This window comes from Pseudomonas sp. NBRC 111140 (genome assembly GCF_001320885.1).
Classification (GTDB): Bacteria; Pseudomonadota; Gammaproteobacteria; order Pseudomonadales; family Pseudomonadaceae; genus Aquipseudomonas; species Aquipseudomonas putida_P.
Window position 1 is genome coordinate 23,430 of record NZ_BCBQ01000045.1, and the last position, 22,041, is coordinate 45,470.

General features: G+C 62.9%; 19 protein-coding genes and 1 pseudogene. 3 read left to right on the forward strand and 17 right to left on the reverse strand.

The genetic code is table 11. The features are described from left to right. Position 1: 1 nt before the first annotated feature. The gene (locus tag APH42_RS15750) at positions 2-850 is read right to left on the reverse strand and encodes a TIGR03915 family putative DNA repair protein (RefSeq protein WP_060493707.1); all 849 of its coding nucleotides are present in this window, start codon (positions 848-850) and stop codon (positions 2-4) included. Then, entirely contained in the window at positions 841-2,061 is a 1,221-nt protein-coding gene (locus APH42_RS15755; RefSeq protein WP_012272483.1) for a putative DNA modification/repair radical SAM protein, read from the reverse strand. Before APH42_RS15755 ends, APH42_RS15750 begins: the two co-directional genes overlap by 10 nt. A gap of 145 nt (positions 2,062-2,206) precedes the next feature. Here APH42_RS15755 and mqo point away from each other — a divergent pair, with 145 nt between their 5' ends. Then, the gene (mqo, locus tag APH42_RS15760; protein WP_060493708.1) at positions 2,207-3,772 is read left to right on the forward strand and encodes a malate dehydrogenase (quinone); all 1,566 of its coding nucleotides are present in this window, start codon (positions 2,207-2,209) and stop codon (positions 3,770-3,772) included. Here mqo and APH42_RS15765 read toward each other — a convergent pair. The 5 genes from APH42_RS15765 to APH42_RS15785 are packed head-to-tail and all read right to left on the reverse strand — an operon-like array spanning position 3,753 to position 8,630. Then, on the reverse strand, positions 3,753-5,279 hold the full coding sequence (locus tag APH42_RS15765; RefSeq protein WP_060493709.1) for a glycosyltransferase family 39 protein: 1,527 nt from the start codon (positions 5,277-5,279) through the stop codon (positions 3,753-3,755). The two genes, mqo and APH42_RS15765, sit on opposite strands and share 20 nt — an antisense overlap. Before the next feature lie 4 nt (positions 5,280-5,283). Next, on the reverse strand, positions 5,284-5,556 hold the full coding sequence (locus APH42_RS15770) for a lipid-A-disaccharide synthase N-terminal domain-containing protein (RefSeq protein WP_012272480.1): 273 nt from the start codon (positions 5,554-5,556) through the stop codon (positions 5,284-5,286). Continuing rightward, on the reverse strand, positions 5,553-6,296 hold the full coding sequence (locus APH42_RS15775; RefSeq protein WP_012272479.1) for a glycosyltransferase family 2 protein: 744 nt from the start codon (positions 6,294-6,296) through the stop codon (positions 5,553-5,555). The genes APH42_RS15770 and APH42_RS15775 overlap by 4 nt, the downstream gene beginning before the upstream one ends. Positions 6,297-6,330: 34 nt before the next feature. Then, positions 6,331-7,305: an NAD-dependent epimerase/dehydratase family protein gene (locus APH42_RS15780; protein WP_060493710.1), complete on the reverse strand. Its 975-nt coding sequence runs from the start codon at positions 7,303-7,305 to the stop codon at positions 6,331-6,333. Continuing rightward, positions 7,293-8,630 carry a UDP-glucose/GDP-mannose dehydrogenase family protein gene (locus APH42_RS15785; RefSeq protein ID WP_060493711.1) on the reverse strand — a complete coding sequence of 446 codons (1,338 nt, stop codon included), beginning with the start codon at positions 8,628-8,630 and terminating at the stop codon, positions 7,293-7,295. Before APH42_RS15785 ends, APH42_RS15780 begins: the two co-directional genes overlap by 13 nt. Before the next feature lie 244 nt (positions 8,631-8,874). On the opposite strand from APH42_RS15785, the gene APH42_RS15790 reads away from it, so the two are divergent. After that, the gene (locus APH42_RS15790; RefSeq protein WP_060493712.1) at positions 8,875-9,921 is read left to right on the forward strand and encodes a class I SAM-dependent methyltransferase; all 1,047 of its coding nucleotides are present in this window, start codon (positions 8,875-8,877) and stop codon (positions 9,919-9,921) included. A gap of 57 nt (positions 9,922-9,978) precedes the next feature. Here the strand turns inward: APH42_RS15790 and APH42_RS15795 are convergent, their stop codons facing one another. The 6 genes from APH42_RS15795 to yghU all read right to left on the reverse strand — a co-directional run bounded on the left by APH42_RS15795 (position 9,979) and on the right by yghU (position 16,997). Then, positions 9,979-11,223 carry a saccharopine dehydrogenase family protein gene (locus APH42_RS15795; protein ID WP_016394970.1) on the reverse strand — a complete coding sequence of 415 codons (1,245 nt, stop codon included), beginning with the start codon at positions 11,221-11,223 and terminating at the stop codon, positions 9,979-9,981. A 33-nt stretch (positions 11,224-11,256) separates the two neighbouring features. Continuing rightward, a complete protein-coding gene (locus APH42_RS15800) occupies positions 11,257-12,354 on the reverse strand; it encodes a carboxynorspermidine decarboxylase (protein ID WP_060493713.1) in 1,098 nt (365 codons plus the stop codon). Positions 12,355-12,539: 185 nt separating this feature from the next. Continuing rightward, positions 12,540-13,457: a pyridoxal-phosphate dependent enzyme gene (locus APH42_RS15805; RefSeq protein WP_060493714.1), complete on the reverse strand. Its 918-nt coding sequence runs from the start codon at positions 13,455-13,457 to the stop codon at positions 12,540-12,542. Then, positions 13,454-14,128, reverse strand: a complete 675-nt coding sequence (locus APH42_RS15810) for a transcriptional regulator (RefSeq protein WP_060493715.1) — start codon at positions 14,126-14,128, stop codon at positions 13,454-13,456. The genes APH42_RS15805 and APH42_RS15810 overlap by 4 nt, the downstream gene beginning before the upstream one ends. A gap of 185 nt (positions 14,129-14,313) precedes the next feature. Further along, the gene (locus APH42_RS15815; protein ID WP_060493716.1) at positions 14,314-16,017 is read right to left on the reverse strand and encodes an amidase; all 1,704 of its coding nucleotides are present in this window, start codon (positions 16,015-16,017) and stop codon (positions 14,314-14,316) included. Between the two features lie 140 nt (positions 16,018-16,157). Continuing rightward, positions 16,158-16,997: a glutathione-dependent disulfide-bond oxidoreductase gene (gene yghU, locus APH42_RS15820; RefSeq protein WP_012272471.1), complete on the reverse strand. Its 840-nt coding sequence runs from the start codon at positions 16,995-16,997 to the stop codon at positions 16,158-16,160. A 199-nt stretch (positions 16,998-17,196) separates the two neighbouring features. On the opposite strand from yghU, the gene APH42_RS15825 reads away from it, so the two are divergent. Then, positions 17,197-18,243: a dienelactone hydrolase gene (locus APH42_RS15825; RefSeq protein ID WP_012272470.1), complete on the forward strand. Its 1,047-nt coding sequence runs from the start codon at positions 17,197-17,199 to the stop codon at positions 18,241-18,243. Here the strand turns inward: APH42_RS15825 and APH42_RS15830 are convergent. The 4 genes and pseudogenes from APH42_RS15830 to APH42_RS15840 all read right to left on the reverse strand — a co-directional run. Then, positions 18,205-19,398: an MFS transporter gene (locus tag APH42_RS15830; RefSeq protein ID WP_012272469.1), complete on the reverse strand. Its 1,194-nt coding sequence runs from the start codon at positions 19,396-19,398 to the stop codon at positions 18,205-18,207. The genes APH42_RS15825 and APH42_RS15830 overlap by 39 nt on opposite strands. A 196-nt stretch (positions 19,399-19,594) precedes the next feature. Continuing rightward, positions 19,595-21,181, reverse strand: a complete 1,587-nt coding sequence (locus tag APH42_RS15835; RefSeq protein ID WP_012272468.1) for an ABC-F family ATPase — start codon at positions 21,179-21,181, stop codon at positions 19,595-19,597. 20 nt (positions 21,182-21,201) lie between these two features. Beyond that, positions 21,202-21,467: pseudogene (locus APH42_RS30480) on the reverse strand (site-specific integrase); the annotation flags it as partial. Next, on the reverse strand, positions 21,452-22,041 hold a 590-nt coding region (locus tag APH42_RS15840; protein ID WP_060493717.1), incomplete at its 5' end, for an SOS response-associated peptidase. The pseudogene APH42_RS30480 and the gene APH42_RS15840, both read right to left, overlap by 16 nt.

A 22,041-nucleotide genomic window follows, 5' to 3' on the forward strand; every position in this document is an offset into this window, starting at 1 on the left:
CCTACACCGACCGCGTGTGCATGCTGATTTGCTTGCCGGATTGAGCGGCCACTTCAAGGGCCTGGCCGTCCCGCTGCTTGCCCTGGCGCGCCAAGCCTTCCAGCTGCGGTATCAGCATGCCTTCCGGCAAATGCCGCCAGAACCGCCCGGGCATGTGCAGGCGCAAGGCGTCCGGGTTGAGGCGGGCCGGGTTGAAGGTATGGCGGTAGTACGTGCGCCAAAGCTCGGCGCCAGGGTCGTCGGCGTTGCGCGCCCACTGGCGCCAGGCTTCGGGGCACTGGCGCTGGTAATCGAACACTTGACCGTCAAAGCGAATGCCATCCTGTGGTGTAGCGATAAGCCAGCGCAAACGCCCCAGGCGGTCGGCGAAATGCGGGCTGGCACTTTGCAGAATGTCATGCGCCGGCTCGTGATAGGCCACCAGGTCCAGCTGCAAATGCGCGACCAGTTCATCAGGCAACGGCACGAAGCGCACGAACGCATGCAGGTGATGTGCTTCGCGGCTCACCTGCTTGATGCGCCGTTGCAGCTCACTGCCCAACCTGTCACCCGCCAGCATGGCTGTGCGGTCGCCATGGGCGACGCGCCAAAGCACTTCGTACAGCAGGTTCCAACGTTGCTCTCCACGGTAGCGGGAGGCCTGTTCCAGTTGGCTCAGCAAGGCTGCCGGGACTTTGGCGCGAAAAGGGCCGGGGCCTTCCGGGGGGGCAGTCGGTATGGCCAGCAGGTCCGCCATCGGGCCTTGCGACCAGGTGACTTCGGACGGGTCGATGCCATGCCCCAACAACACCCGGGCCTGATCGCGCCAAGTCGCGAACAGGTCGTCGCAGTCGAGCGCGATCACCCCCATAACCCCATCTGCACCGGTGCTTGCGGCTCACGCAAACGCGCCCTTAGCAGGCCGCTGCGCAGTTCGGCTTGGGCCGGGCGGTAGTCGCTGGTGACGATGAACGGCCGAGCCTTGTCCAGCACGCAACGCAGCTGGATCAGGTCGTCATAGCGGATACGCCGTTCCCGGCGCAGGGCGACCAGGCGTTGCACACTGCGCAGGCCGATGCCGGGGATGCGTGCCAGTAACGCTGGCTCGGCGCGGTTCACATCCAGCGGGAAGACCTCGCGGTTGGCCAGCGCCCAGGCCAGCTTGGGGTCGATGTCCAGGGCCAGGTTACCGCTCTGGCCCAGCAGCTCGCCAGCCTTGTAGCCATAGCCACGCAGCAGGAAGTCGGCCTGATACAGGCGGTGTTCGCGCAGCAGCGGAGGTGCGGCCAGGGGCACGCTGCCTGGGCTGTCGGGGATGGGGCTGAAGGCGGAGTAGTACACGCGCTTGAGGCCGTAACCCTGGTAAAGCGATTCGGCGTTGCGCAGCAAGGTGCTGTCGTCGGTGCTGTCGGCGCCGACGATGACCTGGGTGCTTTGCCCGGCCGGGGTAAAGCGTGGCGCCTTGGGCTCGTTGGCCACGGCTTGCTGGCCTTGGTGAATCACGCCCATGGCCTGGCGAATGGTGTGCGCCTGTTTTTCCGGCGCCAGGCGTTTGAGGCTGGCGTCGGTCGGCAGCTCGATGTTGACGCTGAGGCGGTCGGCCAGTCGCCCGGCCTGTTCGATCAGCAGCGGGTCGGCGTCGGGAATTGTCTTGAGATGAATGTAGCCGCGGAAGTTGTGTTCTTCGCGCAACAGCCGGGCCACGCGGATCAGCTGCTCCATGGTGTAGTCCGCCGAGCGGATGATGCCAGAGCTGAGGAACAAGCCGCTGATGCAGTTGCGCCGGTAGAAGTCCAGGGTCAGGCGTACCACTTCCTCGGGGCTGAAGCGCGCGCGTGGCACGTTGCTGGAGCGGCGGTTGACACAGTACTGGCAGTCGTACAGGCAGAAGTTGGTGAGCAATACCTTGAGCAGCGATACGCAACGGCCGTCGGGGGTGTAGCTGTGACAGATGCCCATGCCATTGGTGGCCCCCAGGCTGTCGGCACCGCGCGAGTTACGCTTGGGCGCACCGCTGCTGGCGCAGGAAGCGTCGTACTTGGCGGCGTCGGCGAGGATGCCGAGTTTGGCAATGAGTTGCATGGTACTGTCTCGCAATACTGAATATTCATACAGTATTTTGAGATGTGATGGATTGCAAGTGCTTGTGCGCCGGCCATACCTGAGCAAATCCGTCAGCTAAGCTTGTGGCTGAACTTATGGATAGGCACGAGGCACGGGAGAGGTTATGAAGATCACCATCAAGCCGAAACTGGCGCTGGCCGGGCTGGCCTTGGCAATCGGCATGCTCAATGCCCAGGCTGCGGAAACCAGAAAGGTCGATGTGCTGCTGGTGGGCGGCGGCATCATGAGTTCTACCTTGGCCGTGTGGCTCAACGAATTGGAGCCAGGCTGGTCGATGGAGATGGTCGAGCGCCTGGACAAAGTGGCTGAAGAAAGCTCCAACGGCTGGAACAATGCGGGTACCGGCCATTCGGCCCTGGCTGAGTTGAACTACACCCCGGAAAAGGACGGCAAGATCGACATCAGCAAAGCGGTGGAGATCAACGAGTCGTTTCAGATCACCCGGCAGTTCCTTGCTTGGCAGGTGAAGCAGGGGGTGCTGAAGAACCCGCATTCGTTCATCAACACCACCCCGCACATGAGCTTTGTCTGGGGCGATGACAATATCCGCTTTTTGAAGAAGCGCTACGAGGCCCTGCAGGCCAGCCCGCTGTTCAAGCCCATGCAGTACTCCGAAGACCATGAGCAGATTCGCAAGTGGGTACCGCTGATGATGGAGGGCCGCGACCCTAACCAGAAGCTGGCGGTGACCTGGACGCCGATTGGCACCGACGTCAACTTTGGCGAGATCACCCGGCAGTACGTGGGTTATCTGCAGACCCGACCGAACTTCGACCTCAAGCTGTCGAGCGAGGTGCAGGACATTACCCGCAACGGTGACGGTTCCTGGCACGTCGAGTACAAGAACCTCAAGGATGGCAGCAAGGCGGCCACCGATGCCAAGTTCCTGTTCATTGGTGCCGGCGGTGCCGCGTTACCGCTGCTGCAGAAGTCGGGTATCGACGAAGCCAAGGACTATGCCGGTTTCCCGGTCGGCGGCTCGTTCCTGGTCACCGACAACCCGGCCATCGCCCAGCGGCACATGGCCAAGGCCTACGGCATTGCCGCCACCGGTGCGCCGCCCATGTCGGTGCCACACCTGGACACCCGGGTGCTCGATGGCAAGCGCATGATCCTGTTCGGGCCGTTCGCCACATTCTCGACCAAGTTCCTCAAGCAAGGCTCGCTGCTCGACCTGCTTGCCAGTACCAGCGTGCACAACGCTTGGCCGATGGTACGGGTAGGGGTCCGCGAGTTCGACCTGGTGCAGTACCTGATCGGCCAGGTGTTGCAGTCCGACAATGATCGCTTCGAAGCACTGCGCACCTACTTCCCCGAGGCGAAGAAGGAGGATTGGCGGCTGTGGCAGGCGGGCCAGCGGGTGCAGATCATCAAGAAAGACGAAGCTCTCGGTGGCGTGCTCAAGCTCGGTACCGAGGTGGTGACGTCCAAGGACGGCAGCATCGCCGGCTTGCTGGGGGCCTCGCCTGGTGCTTCGACCGCACCGCCCATCATGCTCGATGTGCTGAACAAGGTGTTCAAGGACAAGGTGGCCTCGCCCGAGTGGCAGGCGAAAATCAAGCAAATCATCCCGTCCTATGGCGTTCGCCTGAACGACCACCCGGACCAGGTGCAAAAGGAGTGGGCGTATACCAACGAGGTGCTGCAGCTTAGCCCTCCTGCGCCCTAGCCCAGGTGAAGTGGTAGACGTGGTCGGGGGCAGTGGCGCGGCACTGGCCGTTGTCGGCATCGGCACCGACCACATACCACTCGGCCCGCGAGGTCTCGCCCAGCTTGCGGGCCTTGTCGGCGTTGAAGCAGCGGCCCAGCTCGGTGGCCGGAACCAGTGCGAACGCAGAGGGGTGCTGGCGCAGCCAGTAGGCCGCCGCATCGGCTTTGGGTTGGCCCGTGAAGCCGAAATGCACGATGGGTTGCCGGGCAAACAGCCAATGGCCCTCGCGCCAGTTGACCAGCACCAGTTCAGCACCGTCGGTGGCTTGAGCGGCGTCGCTCATCAGCGTGTCATGCGGGTTGCGGCCTTCCTTGATCGGCTCGACGAAGCCTCGAGCGAACCACAGGGCGAACCATGTCAGGGCTACGGTAGTGAAGGCCCTGCGCCAACCCGGCCGGCGCTGCCACCAGCGCTTGAGCAGCCAAGGCAGCAGCGGCGCCATGGCCAGTACCAGGCCAGGCAGGGCCGGGAAGATGTAGAGCTTGCGCTTGCCGCTGCTGAGGCTGAAAAACAGCAGCACCAACGCCACCCAGCCGAGTAACAGCAGGAAGCGGCCATCGCGTTTTTGCAGTTGCCGGCGCCAGGCCGGTATCAGCCAGGGCAGGGCCAGTATCAGGGGCAGCCAGTACTTGGGGATGACCTTGACGAAGAAGTACCAGAACGGCTCGCGATGGTCCCAGGCATTGGCGTAGCGGCTGGCGGTCTGGCGCAACAGGATTTCTTTCAGGTAGGCCAGCTCTGCCGCGCCACCGCCCTGGGCGATCGACACCAACAGTGGCAGCAGCCACACCGCGCAACCGGCCAGCAACCACAGCAGCCCCAGGCTCCAGCGCCATCCCTGGCCCGGCATCGCGACCACGCCGTGCCAGCGCTGGCGTACTGCCCAGGCGTAAGGCAGCAGCATCAGCGCCGGGACAAAACCCACACCCTTACTGATAATGCCCAGGCCCATCGCCGCGCAGGCCAGGTAGAACCAGCCCCAGGCGGGCCCCAGCAGCAGGTGGCGCAGCATGCCGTAGAAGCCGAGCGCCACCCACAGGCACAGAAAACTGTCGATCTGCCCGGTGCGCAGGATGCTGTAGCTCTGGTAGGTGGCCAGGAACAGCAAAGCTGCGATTACGCCGATGCGCCGGTTCCACAGGCGCCGCCCGAGGTCATGCAGCACCCAGGTGATGGTCGCCGCCGACAGCAGCCCTGGCAGATAGAGGGCAACCTTGGGTGAGCCGGTCAGGTAGCTGAACAGTGCCACGGTCCACATGAACAACGGTGGCTTGTCGCCGTAGATCTCCGCGGCCCGGTGCGGGATGAACCAGGTGCCGCTCTGCAGCATTTCCAGGGCCACGCCGAGAAAGCGTTCTTCATCGACATTCATTGGCTGGCGCCAGCCGATACCGGCGCCCACCAACAACACGGCGAGGGCGATCAGGGCCAGGCGTTCGGCCGCAAGCGTCTTGAACTTTGGCAAAGGCCTATTCCTTCTGTTCCTGATGGCGGGCAATCAGCTGCAGGTTGCGCAGGTAAACCAGAAAACCGAAGCTTTGGCCGATGATGAATACCGGGTCCTGGCGGTAGATGGCGTACGTCAGCAGAAGTGCGCTGCCGAGCATGCTCAGGTACCAGAAACCCACCGGGATCACGCTGCGGCGCTTGAACTCGCTGTACAGCCACTGCAGCACGAAACGCCCGGTGAAAACGGCCTGGCCGGCAAACCCGACGATCAGCCACAGGGTTTCGCGGGTCATCCTTCAAGCTCCTGCGGGTGGCTGTCCAGGCGGGTTCGGCGGATCAGCCACCACACCCCGATCAGGTCGAGGATGCCGACCAGGGCGCGGTCCAGGTTGCCGTATTTGGAGACACCCGCGTGGCGTGGCCGGTGATTGACCGGGTGCACCAGCATGCGGCCGTTGTGGCGCAGGATCAGTGCCGGAATGTAGCGGTGCATGTGGTCGAAGTAGGGCAGGCGCAAGAAGGCTGCACGCTCGATCAGCTTCAGCCCGCAGCCGGTGTCGGGCGTGGCGTCCTTGAGCAGGCGGCTGCGCAGGCCATTGGCGAAGCGCGAGGCCCAGCGTTTGCTGGCGCTGTCACGCCGGTTGACCCGGTGCCCGGCCACCAGCTTGACGCCGCCGGCCAGGCCCTGGTTGGCACGCACCAGGGCCAGCATGCCGGGGATGTCCGCCGGGTCGTTCTGGCCGTCGCCATCCAGGGTCGCCAACCAGTGGCCGCGGGCCGCCTGGGCGGCATGCCACAGAGAGGTGCTCTGGCCCTGCGAGCGTTCGTGACGCAGGATGCGCAATTGCGTGTAGCCCTGGCTTTTCAGTTGCTGCAATACGCTCAAGGTGCGGTCGCTGCTGCCGTCGTCGACCACCAGCACCTCGTAGCGTTCGGCGGTGAGTGCAGCGCGTATCTCCATCAGCAGTGAAGGCAGGTTGTCGACCTCGTTCTTGGCGGGGATCAGTACCGAGAGGTCAAGTGGATCTGTCATGAGGCTACCTGTGATCATGTTGTTATTACGTGGATCAAACCCGGTAGAAATCCCGGTACCAGCCAACGAAAGCGTTGACGCCGTGCTCCAGCGACGTGCCTGGGGAGTAGTCGATCCAGCGTGCCAGTGAGCCGACATCGGCCCAGGTCTCCAGCACGTCGCCCGCTTGTAGCGGCAGGTAGTCGCGCTGGGCCTTGATGCCCAAGGCGGCTTCCAGGCATTCGACGAATTGCAGCAGCCTTACCGGCTGCCCACGGCCGATGTTGAACAGCTGGCAGGGCGGCTGCCCCTCGGTCGGCCGGGGTGGTTTCAGGCGCAGGCGCACGATGCTTTCGACGATGTCGTCGATGTAGGTGAAGTCGCGGCCCATCAGGCCGTTGTTGTAAACCTCGATCGGCCGTCCTCCGAGCATGGCGCGGGTGAACTTGAACAGCGCCATGTCGGGCCGGCCCCAGGGGCCGTAGACGGTGAAAAAGCGCAGGCCGGTGGTTGGTATCCGATACAGGTGCGCGTAGCTGTGCGCCATCAGTTCATTGGCACGCTTGCTGGCGGCGTACAGCGAAACCGGCTGCTCGACCGGGTCATCGATGCTGAACGGCAGCTTGGCATTGGCGCCGTACACCGAGCTGCTGGAGGCGTAGATCAGGTGGCGTGGTGGCTGCTGGCGGCAGGCTTCGAGGATGTTGAGGAAACCGACCAGGTTGGCCTGCCCGTAGGCGCCAGGGTTGTCCAGCGAATAGCGCACCCCGGCCTGGGCCGCCAGGTGGATCACTTCACTGAACGCCTGCCTGGCGAACAGCTGTTGCAGGTCGGCGCTGTTGGCGATATCGAGGGTTTGGAAGCGGAAATTGGCGAAGCCGAACAGCCGTTGCAGGCGCGCCAGTTTCAGCTCGACGCTGTAGTAGGCATTGAGGTTGTCGATGCCGACCACATCGATGCCTGCCTCGCACAGGCGGCGAGCGACATGGAAGCCGATGAAGCCGGCCACGCCGGTAATCAGTACGGGCATGCTGGCTGCACCTGGCCGCGACCAATACCGTAATAGGTGAGGCCGGCGGTGGCCATGTGCTCGGGCTCGAACAGGTTGCGCCCGTCGAATACCACTCGGTCGGCCAATTGTTGCGGCACTTTTTCCAGGTTGAGCACGCGGTAGTCCTGCCACTCGGTGATGATTACCAGCGCATCGGCACCCTCCAGTGCATCGTCCTTGCAGGGCACCAGTTGCAGGTCGGCGCGCGGGCCGTAATGCCGCAGGATTTCTTCCATCGCCTGCGGGTCATGGGCCTGTACCCGCGCGCCAGCGGCCCACAGGGCCTCCAGCAGGACCCGGCTGGAGGCCTCGCGTATGTCGTTGGTGTTGGGCTTGAACGACAACCCCCACAAGGCAAATACCTTGCCCCGCAGGCCACCGGGATAATGCCGCTGGATCTTGCTGAACAACCGGCCCTTTTGATGTTCGTTGACCGACTCCACCGCACGCAGCAACTGCGGCTCGAAGCCTTCAGCCTCGGCGCTGCGGCGCAGGGCTTGCAAGTCCTTGGGGAAGCACGAGCCGCCAAAGCCGCAACCGGCGTAGATGAAGTCATAGCCAATGCGCGGGTCGGAGCCGATGCCACGGCGCACCATCTCGATATCGGCCCCCAGGTACTCGGCCAGGTTGGCGATTTCGTTGATGAAGGAGATCTTGGTCGCCAGCATGCAGTTGGCCGCATACTTGGTCAGCTCGGCGCTGCGCGCATCCATGGTCATAAGCTTTTCGCGGTTGCGGCTGAACGGCAGGTACAGCTCGCGCAGCAATTCCACTTCGGCCGGTTCGGCGCCGCCGATGATGATGCGGTCCGGACGCATGCAATCATCCACGGCCGAGCCTTCCTTGAGAAATTCCGGGTTGCTGATGACCTGGAAACGACTGGTGTCGGCCACGGCCTGGGCTATACGCGATTTGATGCGGTGCACCGTGCCGACTGGCGCGGTGGATTTGTTGACGATCACCTTGGCGCCGTCGGCATGTTCGAGGATGCTGTCGACCACGGCAAAAACGTGCTTCAGGTCGGCGCTGCCATCGGCTTGTGGCGGAGTGCCGACTGCGATGAACTGCAGCCTGGCGAAGTGAACTGCTGCCCTGGCATCCGTGGTGAAACGCAGGCGACCGCAAGCCAGGTTTTTCTCCAGCAGCGGCGCAAGGCCGGGCTCGAAGATCGGGCAATGGCCTGCACTGAGGTTGGCAACTCGTTCGGCATCGACATCCATGCACAACACCGAATGGCCCACCTGGGCCAGGCACACTGCCTGGGTGAGGCCGACATAGCCAGTACCGAAAACCGTGACTTTCATCTAACAGCTCCTTGATAAGAAAGCTGAAAAAAAATGTCACATTGTTGTTTAGGAATTGTTACCCAGCGGATGATTCCGTGGGCTGCGCGGCCGCGATGCCACTTCACCTGGGGAGACCATCTAAACTTACAGACGGCTCGCGGTCATGTGTTTCAACGCGATCCGTAACCCTTGAACCGACCACCGCCTCCCAGGAGCGGATGTCCCTCGCTGGCGATGGCCTTCTTGCAGAGGAGGGCAGGTCATGGACGAGGCAAGGCTTCACGATTTCATGGGCAAGCTGGTGAACGACATGGGCGCAGCGGCGACACTGGCCAATGTCATCCTCGGCGATGAGCTGGGGCTGTACCGGGCCATGGCCGACAGCCAGGCGGTTACCCCCGAGCAACTGGCGGAAAAGACCGGCTGTCATCCGCGGTTGGTGCGCGAATGGTTGAATGCACAGGCGGCATCGGGCTATGTGGTGCATGACAAGGGCCGCTTCGTACTGCCTGAAGAGCAGGCCATGGCCCTGGCGCTGGAGGATTCCCCGGCTTACATGGCCGGCGGTGCAGCCGTGGTGGCGGCGCTGTTCCATGACAAGGACAAGCTGGTAGCCGCCATGCGCGGCGATGGCGGGCTGGCCTGGGGCGACCACCATCCGTGCATGTTCAGCGGCACCGAGCGGTTCTTCCGGCCGGGGTACCGCACCTTTCTGGTGGCCAATTGGCTGCCGGCGCTGGAGGGTGTGGTGGCCAAGCTGCAAGCGGGCGCCAAGGTGGCAGACGTGGGGTGCGGCCATGGTGCCTCGACGCTGGTCATGGCGCAGGCGTTTCCGGCGTCGACCTTCGTGGGGTACGACTATCACGGGCCTTCGATCGTCACCGCCAACCAGCGTGCACGTGAGGCGGGCTTGGTGGAGCGGGTGGGTTTCCAGCAGGCCAGCGCCAAGGACTACCCTGGGCATGACCACGACCTGGTTTGCTTCTTCGACTGCCTGCACGACATGGGTGACCCGGTGGGGGCAGCCAAGCATGCCTATCGTGCTTTGAAACCTGACGGCACGGTGATGTTGGTAGAGCCTTATGCCGAGGACTCGCTGGACGGCAACCTGACGCCGGTCGGGCGGTTGTTCTATGCGGCGTCGACGTTCATCTGCACGCCAAACTCGTTGTCGCAGGAAGTGGGGCTGGGGTTGGGCGCGCAGGCCGGCGAGGCGCGTTTGCGGGCAGTGTTCGAGGAGGCGGGGTTCAGCCGGTTCCGGCGGGCGACGCAGACGCCGTTCAACCTGATTCTGGAGGCCCGCAAGTAGGGGCCTGGCCTGCAAAAGCAGAAGGGGCGCCCTGTTGGCGCCCCTTCTGTTTACTGCTTAGGCTTCAGCGTCCCAAGGACGATCGCCTTTTTCATCTTTGACGCGGGTCGGCAAGCCCATCACATCCAGCGCCTTGAGGAACGGCTCTGCTGGCAGCTCTTCGACGTTGACCATGCGCTTGGCATCCCATTCACCACGGGCAACCAGCAGGGCGGCAGCCACTGGCGGTACACCGGCGGTGTAGGAAATGCCCTGGCTGTCGGTCTCGGCGTAGGCTTCTTCGTGGTCGGCCACGTTGTAGATGAACACTTCGCGCGGCTGGCCATCCTTGGTGCCTTTTACCAGGTCACCGATGCAGGTCTTGCCGGTGTAGCCAGGGGCCAGCGAGGCTGGGTCTGGCAGTACGGCCTTGACCACTTTCAGCGGTACCACTTCCAGGCCTTCGGCGGTTTTCACCGGTTGCTCGCTGAGCAGGCCCAGGTTTTTCAGCACGGTGAACACGTTGATGTAGTGCTCGCCGAAGCTCATCCAGAAACGCACGTTCGGCACGTTGAGGTTCTTCGAAATCGAGTGAACTTCATCGTGGCCGGTCAGGTACAGGTTTTGCGAGCCTACTACTGGCAGGTCGTCGGTACGCTTGACCTCGAACATGGTGTTGCTGGTCCACTGGCTGTTCTGCCAGCTCCACACTTGCCCGGTGAACTCGCGGAAGTTGATTTCCGGGTCGAAGTTGGTGGCAAAGTACTTGCCATGCGAACCGGCATTGACGTCGAGGATATCGATCGAATCAATGCTGTCGAAATACTGCTGCTGCGCAAGCTTTGCGTAGCTGTTCACCACACCCGGGTCGAAACCGACGCCGAGAATGGCGGTAATGTTCTTTTGTTGGCACTCTTCGAGGTGTTTCCACTCGTAGTTGCCGTACCACGGCGGGGTCTCGCAAATTTTGCCCGGCTCTTCGTGGATGGCGGTGTCCAGATAGGCGACACCGGTATCGATGCAGGCACGCAGCACCGACATGTTGAGGAAGGCGGAACCCACGTTGATCACGATCTGCGATTCGGTTTCGCGGATCAGTGCCTTGGTCGCCTCGACATCGAGGGCGTTGAGCGAGAAGGCCTGGATGTCGGCGGGTACCTTGAGGCTACCCTTGGCCTTGACGCTGTCGATGATGGCCTGGCATTTGGAGATGTTCCGTGACGCGATAGCGATACGACCCAGTTCGTCGTTATGCTGTGCGCACTTGTGGGCCACCACCTTGGCGACACCTCCTGCACCAATGATAAGAACGTTCTTCTTCAATTTACCCTTTGCTCCTTACTTGGAAAGCCGGTCTTACGACAGGCTGGAAACGTAGTCTTCAAAACCGAACTCGCGGACGACTTCGACGCTGCCGTCGAGTTGCTTGACCACGATGGAAGGCATTTTCAGACCGTTGAACCAGTTTTTCTTGACCATGGTGTACCCCGCCGTGTCGATGAACGACAGGCGATCGCCAATGGCCAACGGACGATCGAATTGGTACTCGCCGAAGATGTCACCGGCCAGGCACGACTTGCCGCAGACCATATAGGTGTGCTCGCCGTCGTTGGGGGCCATCTTGGCGTTGAGGCGGTAAATCAGCAGGTCGAGCAGGTGCGCTTCGATCGAACTGTCGACCACGGCCAGGTGCTTGCCGTTGTACAGGGTGTCGAGCACGGTCACTTCCAGCGAGGCGCTGTTGGTGATGGCGGCTTCGCCGGGCTCCAGGTACACCTGCACACCGTAGGTTTGCGAGAAGGCCTTGAGGCGCGCGCAGAAGGCGTCTACCGCATAGTCTTCACCGGTGAAGTGAATGCCGCCACCGAGGCTGACCCACTCGACCTTGTGCAGCAGGTGGCCGAAACGCTCTTCGATGTGCGTGAGCATCTTGTCGAACAGGCCGAAGTCACCGTTCTCGCAGTTGTTGTGGAACATGAAGCCGGAGATCTGTTCGATCACCTGTTCGATCTTGGCCGGGTCCCATTCGCCCAGACGGCTGAACGGGCGGGCCGGGTCGGCCAGCAGGTAGTCGGAGCTGCTGACCTGCGGGTTGACGCGCAGACCACGCACTTTACCTTCGGACTGTTCGGCAAAACGCTGCAGCTGGCCGATCGAGTTGAAGATGATCTTGTCGCAGTTCTCGAGCATCTCCTCGACCTCGTCGTCGGCCCAGGCCACGCTGTAGGCGTGGGTTTCGCCGGCGAACTTCTGGCGGCCGAGCTTGAGCTCGAAGAGGGAGGACGAGGTGGTGCCGTCCATGTACTGCTGCATCAGGTCGAACACCGACCAGGTGGCGAAGCACTTGAGGGCGAGCAGCGCCTTGGCACCGGAGTGTTCACGCACGTAGGCGATCTTCTCCATGTTGCTGAGCAGCTTGGTTTTATCGATGAGGTAATACGGCGTCTTGATCATTTAAAGGCCCCCGGCCAGGCCGGCCAAAAAAAGGACACGCATTGTGCCTTCACTTGCCGCAGACCGAAAGGGTGGGATACGCATTTCGTCAGGGTTGACGCCATTGCGAGGGCAATTTCGGTTGCGGCGGGCCTAGTAGATCAGGTGCATATGACTATCGTAATCACCACCGACAGGTGGCAGCTTCAATCTGCCTGCCGCAACCACGCCTGAATTTGCTCAAGCGTTGCCGTAGCGCCGCCACACACCACCACCAGCACATTCTGGTATTGCGCCAGGGCGCCCGGCGCATACGCTAATGCCAATGCTGCGCCACAGGCGGGTTCCACCAGCAGGCGATGGTCCAGCAGGAATCGCTCACAGGCCTCCAATGCCGCACGATCGGTGACCAGGTGGCTGTGTACCGGGTGTTGCTGTGCGCAGGCTAGCGCCTGATCGGCGACCCGCTTTGCCCCCAGCGAGGTCGCCACCGAGGCGATGCGCTCCAGCTCAACCGAATGCCCCGCCTGAAGGGCCGCGTGCAGCGACGCGGCGCCATTGGTTTCCACCGCCAGCACCGGTACATCACCCCAGCCATTGCGCTGCAGCCCCTCCACCACGCCGCTGAGCAACCCGCCACCGCCTACCGACAGCACCACGGCGTCCGGTTTCACGCCGGCTTCGGCGACTTCATCGATCAGGCTGGCATGCCCGGCCCACAGCAGCGGGTCGTCAAACGGGTGGATAAACGCATCATTCGGCCCTACCAAGGTCTGCGCCAGTGCGTTCGCCTCCTGCCAGGAACTGCCATGCACCACCACGTTGGCGTCTTCCAGGCGCAGCAACTCCTTGGCCCGCTCGGTAGTGGTCTCGGGGACGACCACGGTCACCGGCACACCCAGCTTGCGGCCCGCATAGGCCACCGCCAGGCCGGCGTTGCCGCCCGAAGAAGAGATGAACTGCCGGGCGCCACGGGCTTGATGCACTTCGCAGGCGTGGCCCACCCCACGCAGCTTGAACGAGCCGCAAGGTTGCAGAGCGTCGAGCTTGAGCCAGACGTTTCGGCCCGTGACCATCGACAGCGAGCGGGATTCGATCAGTGGGGTGTGGATATGCAAGGTCATTGGCTGGCTCCGCGCAGTTGTTCAAGGTAGTTGTAAATGGTGTAGCGGGTTACGCCGAGGGCACTGGCGGCCTTTTCCACGCCGCCTTTGACGATGAACAGGCCGCGCTCCTGCATGACCTGTACGGCTTCGACCTTGGCCTGTTTGTTCATCCGGCCCTGGCCGCTGCGTTGCAAGGCAGCCTGAATGATCTCGCTCATCAGCAGTTCCATGTCGGCGGGTTCGTTGACGGCAGGCGTGGCCCCCAGCGGTTGGAACTGCTGGAGAAAGCTCATGGCGGCGTCCAGGCCGGTGACGTCGGTGTTGACGCAGAGGCTGGCGAAGGGGTGGCCGTTGCTGTCGCGAAAGATTGCGGTGGCGCTGCGCAGCGTGCGGCCCTTGAGCGTGGTGGGGTAGTCGGGCAGTACCACCGGCTCGCAGCCATGCTGCTCGGCCGAGGCCTGCATCAGCGCCTTGAAGCCTTGGTCCTGCTCCGGGGCGGCGAGGATCGGGCTGCCGACGCTACGGCCGGAGAGATGGCCGTTGACGATCGCCACCACGGAATGCTCCGGGTGGTCCAGGTCGTGCAGCAGGATTTCCATGTTGCGTGCGGCAACGCTGCCCAAGGCCTGGATGGCGGCTTTGAGCACGGTGAGGGTGAGGTGGCGTTCTTCAGCGGGGGGAATGGGCATGGCAAATTGCACAATTCAACTTTTTGTGCATTTTTACACAAAAAGTTGAATTGTGCGATTTGCTTTTTCAGGCCCATTCGCGGGCAAACCCGCCCCCACAGGATCGCCACAAGCCTTGAGACCTGCTCAGTACCTGTGGGAGCGGGTTTGCCCGCGAAATGGGCCGCAAAGCGGCCGCTGTAAATTCAGCCCAGAGCTGGAGTGCGCGGCGGAATCATGCGGCGCGAGCCGGTCGCCTCGAAGGCCGCACCAAAGCTCAGCAGCGCATTGTCGCTGTAGGCTCGGCCGGCAAAGGTCAACCCCACCGGCATGCCGATATCGGCCATCACGCCCATTGGCACGGTCACGGTCGGTACGCCCAGGTGGCGGATCGCCAGGTTACCGTTGGCCACCCAGATGCCGTTGCTCCAGGCGATGTCCGCCGACGCCGGGTTGACGTCGGCGTCAGCTGGGCCAACGTCCGCTACGGTTGGGAACAGCACCGCATCCAGGCCCAGCTTGTCCATCCAGTCTTCCAAGTCCAGCTTGCGGGTCTGCTCCAGGCCGCGCAGGCCATCTGGCAGGGTCTCGATCTGGTCCCAGGTCTTCAGGCCGCGCTTGGCCATGTTGACGTACTCGTCCATGCCCGCCGCCAGGTCGTCCTCGCGGTTGGGCAGGGTGCCTGGGTCGTGTGGGAAAATCTGTGGGCCATCGACATCGGCCAGGCGGTTGAGCTTGGGGTCGTCATTGGCACGCAGGAAGTCGTCGAAGCCCCAGCCCGAAAGCTCCCACAGTTCGTCATGGAGGAACTCCTTGCTGACGATACCGCGGTTGTAAACGGTCGGTGCGCCCGGGCGGTCGCCTTCGCAGTTGGACACCAGCGGGAAGTCCACTTCCAGCACTTGCGCACCGGCCGCTTCCAGGGCCTGGCGCGCTTGCTGCCACAGGTCGATGACCGTGGCGCGGGTGTTGATGCGTTGGCCAGTCGGGCCGCCGATGCCTGGTTTTTCGGAGGTACCGGCCTCGGTGTCGGCATTGATGTACATGCGTGGCACGCCAAAGCGCTTGCCCTTGAGCGCGCTGGCATCTACCGCCAGGTCCAGGTACGACGCCGGGCGCACCTTGGAGGCCGCCGGAATCGGCACCCACGGTTGCAGGCGCCACAGGTCGCCGCGCTTGTCGACGTCATCGGCGACCACCACGTCGAGAATTTCCAGCAGGTCGGCCATGGTGCGTGCATAAGGCACCACCACGTCCATGGTCGGGGTCAGCGGCCAGTTGCCACGCACCGAAATCACCCCGCGCGATGGGGTGTAGGCGCACAGGCCGTTGTTGGACGCCGGGCCACGGCCGCTGGACCAGGTTTCTTCGGCCAGGCCGAAGGCACTGAAGCTGGCGGCGGTGGCGGTGCCGGCGCCGTTGGACGAGCCCGAGGCGAACGGCGCGGTCAGGTAGTTGGCGTTGTAAGGGCTTTCGGCGCGGCCATAGACACCGCGCTGCATGCCACCGTTAGCCATGGGCGGCATGTTGGTCTTGCCCAGGCACACGGCACCCGCGGCGCGCAGGCGCTCGATGGTGAAGGCGTCGCGCTGGGCGACCAGGTTCTTGAAGGCAGGGCTGCCGGAAGCGGCAGTCAGGCCCTTGACCAGGTAGCTGTCTTTGGCAGTGTAGGGAATGCCGTCCAGTGGGCTCAGCACCTGGCCCTTGGCACGGCGGGCGTCGGAGGCCTCGGCCTCTTTCAGCGCCTCCGGGTTGCGTACCACTACGGCGTTCAGGGCCGTGGCCGTGTCGGCGCCATCGTAGGCATCGATACGTGCCAGATAGGCCTTGACCAGCTCGACCGCCGTCGTGCGGCCCGACTCGAGCGCGTCGCGCAGCGCGGCAATGGAAACCTCGGTTACCTCGATCATGCGTTCACCAAAAAAATGTGCAGGTGGGGGCTAGTGCGAGGAGTGTACAAGAAGGGCTTGGTGGGCGCAGGTTTGCGCAGGGGCAAATGGTTTTATGCAGGCGGGCATTGTCGGGGTCGCGCAGCGACCCCGGCCAGCAGTTAATCCAGGTCTGCCGCTGAATGGCGCTCCGGCACCTGGCTGTCTTCATCGCCCCAGGTACGGTTGACACGGGTACCGCGTTGTACCGCCGGGCGCAGGGCAATTTCCTCGGCCCAGCGCTGTACGTTGGGGTATTCGTCAACCGCCAGGAACTCAGCGGCGCCGTACAAGTTGCCGCGCACCAGCTGGCCATACCAAGGCCACACGGCAATGTCGGCGATACTGTACTCCTCGCCGCCCAGGTAGCGGCTCTCGCCCAGACGGCGGTCGAGTACATCCAGTTGACGCTTGGCTTCCATGGTGAAGCGGTTGATGGCGTACTCGAATTTTTCTGGGGCATATACGTAGAAGTGGCCAAAGCCACCGCCCAGGTAGGGTGCAGCGCCCATCTGCCAGAACAGCCAGTTCAGGCTCTCGGTACGTGCAGCTGGCGATTTTGGCAGCAGTGCACCGAACTTGTCCGCCAGGTACAGCAGGATCGAACCCGATTCGAATACCCGTACAGGCGGTTCGACGCTGCGGTCGAGCAGGGCAGGGATCTTCGAGTTGGGGTTGACCTGGACAAAGCCACTGGAAAACTGGTCGCCTTCGCCGATGCGGATCAGCCAGGCATCGTATTCGGCATTGGCGTGGCCCAAGGCGAGCAGTTCTTCAAGGGCAATGGTGACCTTCACCCCATTGGGCGTGGCAAGGGAATACAGCTGCAGCGGGTGCTTGCCTAGCGGTAGCTCCTTGTCGTGAGTCGGGCCGGCAACCGGGCGGTTGATGCTGGCGAACTGGCCGCCGGACGCTGCGTCGTTGCGCCAGACCTTGGGTGGCACGTAGGCGGGCTTGCTCATGCATGAATCTCCTTCATTGGCGCGAAACGGTCACGTAAGACGTGGACCTGCATCTATGCCACGGGTTCGACGCAATGTGCAAATGCATAGGGCGCAAGCGCGACATGCATGACGGCGTTTTCATCCAGTTTTCATCCGGCACAGGCCCGGCCGGTTTTATGCTGGGCCATCACTTCGCCCTGCAAGGAACCGCCGGCCGATGACCATTCCTCGCTGCTTGTTGGCGCTGGCTCTGCTCGGCGGCCTGTTGGCCCGCGCCGAAGCCGCGCCCTGGGTTGCCGGCCTGCACCACATGACCCTGGCCGACCCGGTCGATAGCCGCCCGATGCAAGCGTTGGCGTTCTACCCGGCCAATGGCGCAACCCGGAGCAGCCGCATAGATGGGTACCCGGTCGAAGTGGCCGAAGAAGCGCCCGTTGCCATGGGCCGGTTCCCGTTACTGGTACTGTCTCACGGCAATAACGGCAGCCCGTTGGCCTTGCACTACCTTGCCACGTCGTTGGCGCGCCAAGGGTTCGTGGTGGTCGCGGTGGTGCACCCAGGGGACAACGCGCGCGACCACAGTCGCCTGGGCACCCTGAGCAATCTTTATGGGCGGCCGCTGCAAGTCAGCGCCGCCATTAGCGCTGCACGCGATGATGCCGTGGTCGGGCCCTATCTGAATGAAGGCAAGGTGGGCGTGATCGGCTACTCGGCAGGCGGCGAAACCGCGTTGATCCTGTCTGGCGCGCGCCCTGATCTGGATCGGTTGCGTCAGTATTGCCTAGAGCGCCCGAATGACGCTGACGCCTGCAAGACCCACGGCATACTGATCGCCGACCGCAGCGAGCTCGCGCCTGAGGCTGATCCGCGAGTGGGTGCCGTGATGTTGATGGCGCCGCTAAGCCTATTGTTCGGTCGTCATGCACTGGCCGGGGTGCAGATACCCGCGCTGATCTACAGCGGCGACAGCGATCAACTGGTGGCCGTGGACCGAAATGCCGAAGCCTTGGCCCGCAAGCTGCCAGTCACGCCAGACTATCGCCTGTTGGCCGGTGCCGGGCATTTCGTGTTCATGGCCCATTGCGATGCCGAGCAGTATGCGCGGATGCCGGCGCTGTGCAAGGACGCCGACGGCGTCGACAGGCGGCATATCCATCGCTCGCTGCAACGTGAAACGGCAGCATTTTTCAGCCAGGCTTTGGGGGCACCAGAGCCCGCCGAACGCTCAGCTGCGACGGGCACGCCGCGCCAGCAGCAACGTTAGGCCGACCCCGGCCAGGGCGAGCAGGGCCGCCACGCAGAAAATCGAGGCATAGCCCAAGTGCACGGCTACGGCCCCCATCACGGGGCCGGCGATGGCCAGCGCCATGTCGAAGAACACCGCATAGGCACCCAACCCCGCGCCGCGGCTGCTGCTGGGCACCTGCTTGATCGCCTCCACGCCCAGTGCCGGGTACACCAGCGAGAGCCCGAAACCGGTCAGCCCGGCGCCAACCAGCGCCCAGGGCGGCGAGGGCGCCAGCCACAGCAGGCACAGGCCGAGCACTTCGGTGGCCATGCAGGCTACTGCCACGTTGTAGCCACCAAAGCGGTTGACCGCGTTGACGAACAGCAGCCGCGAAATGATGAAGCACACACCGAACGCACTCAGGCACCAGGCCGCGCCTGCCCAGCCGCGCTCGAGGTAGTAGAGGGTAACGAAGGTGGTCAGGGTGCCGTAGCCGATCGAGGCCAAGGTCAGGCCCAGGCCACACGGCGCAACCCGGCCGAACGCTGACCAGAAGGGCAGACGCTCGCCGCGTACCACTACCACGTCGGGGCGCTTGCGCAGCACCAGCAGGGCAAGGGTTGCCAGTACCAGCAAGGTCGGCCCCAGTACGCTGAAGTCCAGCCCGTCCACGGCCAGTACGCCCAGCGGTGCACCGATGGCGATAGCGCCATAGGAGGCGATACCGTTCCATGAGATCACCCTGGCCGTGTGCTCGGGGCCGACCTGGCTGATGCCCCAGCTCAAGGTGGCCACCCCGATCAACCCTTGGGCGACACCCAGTAGCAAACGCCCGCCGAGTAACAGGGTCAGGCTCAGCAGTGGGGCGCTCAAGGTCCAGGCCGAGAACAACGTCAGCACACCGCAACCGGCAATCCCCAACAGGCCGAAGCGGATGGCCCGTTTACCACCCAAGGTGTCCGCCACCTTCCCCGCAAACGGGCGGCTAAGCAGCGTGGCCAGGTATTGCAGGCCAATCGTTACCCCAGCGATCACTGCGCCAAAGCCGAGTTGGTCGTGCACATAGCTGGGCAGTACTGCAATCGGCAAGCCGATGCAGAGGAAGGCAATGAAGGTGTAGAAAACGATCGACAGGATCTGCAGTGTGATGTGCAGCGTATTGCTGGTGGGGGCGGGTTGTTGCGCGGTCATGGGCTCTTCGCGGGCGGGCGGTTGGGCGTGGCCCCATCATGGCCGCTGCGCGAAATAAATGAAAGCAGGCTAACGAATTATTCGTCGGGGGATACCCACCTTCAGGATTGGTCGCAGGTACTTCACCTGTAGGAGCAGCCTTGTGCTGCCAAGAGGCCGGCCCAGCCACCTCAGATGGCCAGGCCTTACCCGTCAATCAGACCAATACGCCCTGGCTACGCAGGTAATCGTCATAGGTACCGCTGAAGTCCACCACGCCATCGGGCGACAGCTCGATGATGCGCGTGGCCAGCGACGACACGAATTCGCGGTCGTGGCTGACGAACAGCAGGGTGCCTGGGTAGTTTTCCAGCGCCAGGTTCAGCGCCTCGATCGATTCCATGTCCAGGTGGTTGGTCGGCTCGTCCATTACCAGCACGTTCGGCTTCTGCAGGATCAGCTTGCCGAACAGCATGCGACCTTGCTCACCACCGGAAATCACCTTCACCGACTTGAGGATTTCGTCGTTGGAGAACAGCATCCGCCCCAAGGTGCCGCGGATCACTTGCTCGCCGGAGGTCCACTGGCCCATCCAGTCGAACAGGCTCAGGTCGTCTTCGAAGTCGTGGGCGTGGTCCTGGGCGTAGTAGCCCACCTCAGCGCTGTCGGTCCACTTCACCGAGCCTGCATCCGGGGTCATTTCGCCAACCAGGGTGCGCAGCAGGGTGGTTTTGCCAATACCGTTGGGGCCGATGATTGCAACGCGCTCGCCCGCTTCGACGGTAATGTCGAAGTTCTTGAACAGCACCTTGTCGTCGAAGGCTTTGGCCATTTTTTCGACGACCACTGCCTGGCGGTGCAGCTTTTTCGTCTGCTCGAAGCGAATGAACGGGCTGACGCGGCTGGACGGCTTGACCTCGGCCAGTTGGATCTTGTCGATCTGCTTGGCACGCGAAGTCGCCTGCTTGGCTTTCGAGGCGTTGGCCGAGAAGCGGCTGACGAAGGTCTGCAGCTCGGCGATCTGGGCCTTTTTCTTGGCGTTGTCCGACAGCAGTTGCTCACGCGACTGGGTGGCCGCGGTCATGTACTCGTCATAGTTGCCAGGGAACAGGCGCAGTTCGCCGTAATCCAGGTCAGCCATGTGGGTGCAGACGCTGTTGAGGAAGTGCCGGTCGTGGGAAATGATGATCATGGTGCTGTTACGCGCCGTGAGGATCGTTTCCAGCCAGCGAATGGTGTTGATGTCCAGGTGGTTGGTCGGTTCGTCGAGCAGCAGCACGTCCGGGTCCGAGAACAGCGCCTGGGCCAGCAGTACACGCAGCTTCCAGCCCGGTGCCACTTCGCTCATCGGGCCGAAGTGCTGCTCCAGCGGAATACCCAGGCCCAGCAGCAGTTCACCGGCACGGGATTCGGCGGTGTAGCCGTCCATTTCAGCGAATTCGGTTTCCAGCTCGGCGACGGCCATGCCGTCTTCCTCGGTCATTTCCGGCAGCGAGTAGATACGGTCACGCTCGGCCTTGACCTTCCACAATTGGCCGTGGCCCATGATCACCGTGTCGATCACGGTGAATTCCTCGTAGGCGAACTGGTCTTGGCGCAGTTTACCCAGGCGGGTATTCGGCTCGAGCATGACCTGGCCACCGGACGGCTCCAGGTCACCGCCAAGGATTTTCATGAAGGTCGACTTGCCGCAACCGTTGGCGCCGATCAGGCCGTAGCGGTTGCCGTTGTTGAATTTGACGGAAACGTTTTCGAACAGCGGCTTGGAGCCGAACTGCATGGTGATGTTAGCGGTGGAGATCAAAGGGCTTACCTATCAGTAACTTACGACGCTGGGCTTTCAGCTGATACCGATTTGATACCAATCTTGAGGTTTTCCAGCTCGCTCCAGTCGGAGCTTGAGTTAAGCCAACGGGCATACGTCGACAGCAGCATCTGAACGCTGTGACCCAGCTGTTGGGCGATAAATGCGGGGTTGAGGCCGGACATTGAGCGTATTGTCGCATAGGTGTGACGGCAGTTGTATGGGGGCGACGCCTGATCCCCAATTCATTCAGCTCGGGCACCCAAGGTTTTACGTATTCGGCATTGATAGGGGACGATCAATCGGGAGGATCAGTCCGGCGCCCTGATTACGCACATTGCCGACGGCAGTGCTCACCCGATACCACTCGAAGGCCTCGGCCGGTTCGCTTAGGTTGAGCACCAGTTGCTCTGCATGCTCGCTTGGCATGCCCGCTGCGATCCACTCGCATGCCAGTTCTGGCGAAAGCACGACAGGCCTGCGGTCGTGCACGTCAATCATTCCTCCCTGGGCGTCGGCGGTAATGATCACGAAGCCGTCGTGCTCGTTGCCAGCAAACTGGCCGATGGACGCGCAAAGGGCAGGGCGCCCGTCACGCCGATGGATGAAGTACGGCTGCTTCTTCGGGCCGCCTTCATCTTTCCACTCAAACCATCCGTCCACTGGCGTGATTGCCCGGTGTGGCCAGATCGCACGGAAGAACGCGCCGTGCGCCACCTTTTCGACCCGAGCATTGATCGGCGCAGCACGGTCAGTCGCCCAGTGCGGCCGCCATCCCCACCTCACCAAGTCAGCGCGCGGGCCTGCATCATCCTCCCGCAGCACTGCCACCGGCATGGTCGGCGCGACGTTGTACCGTC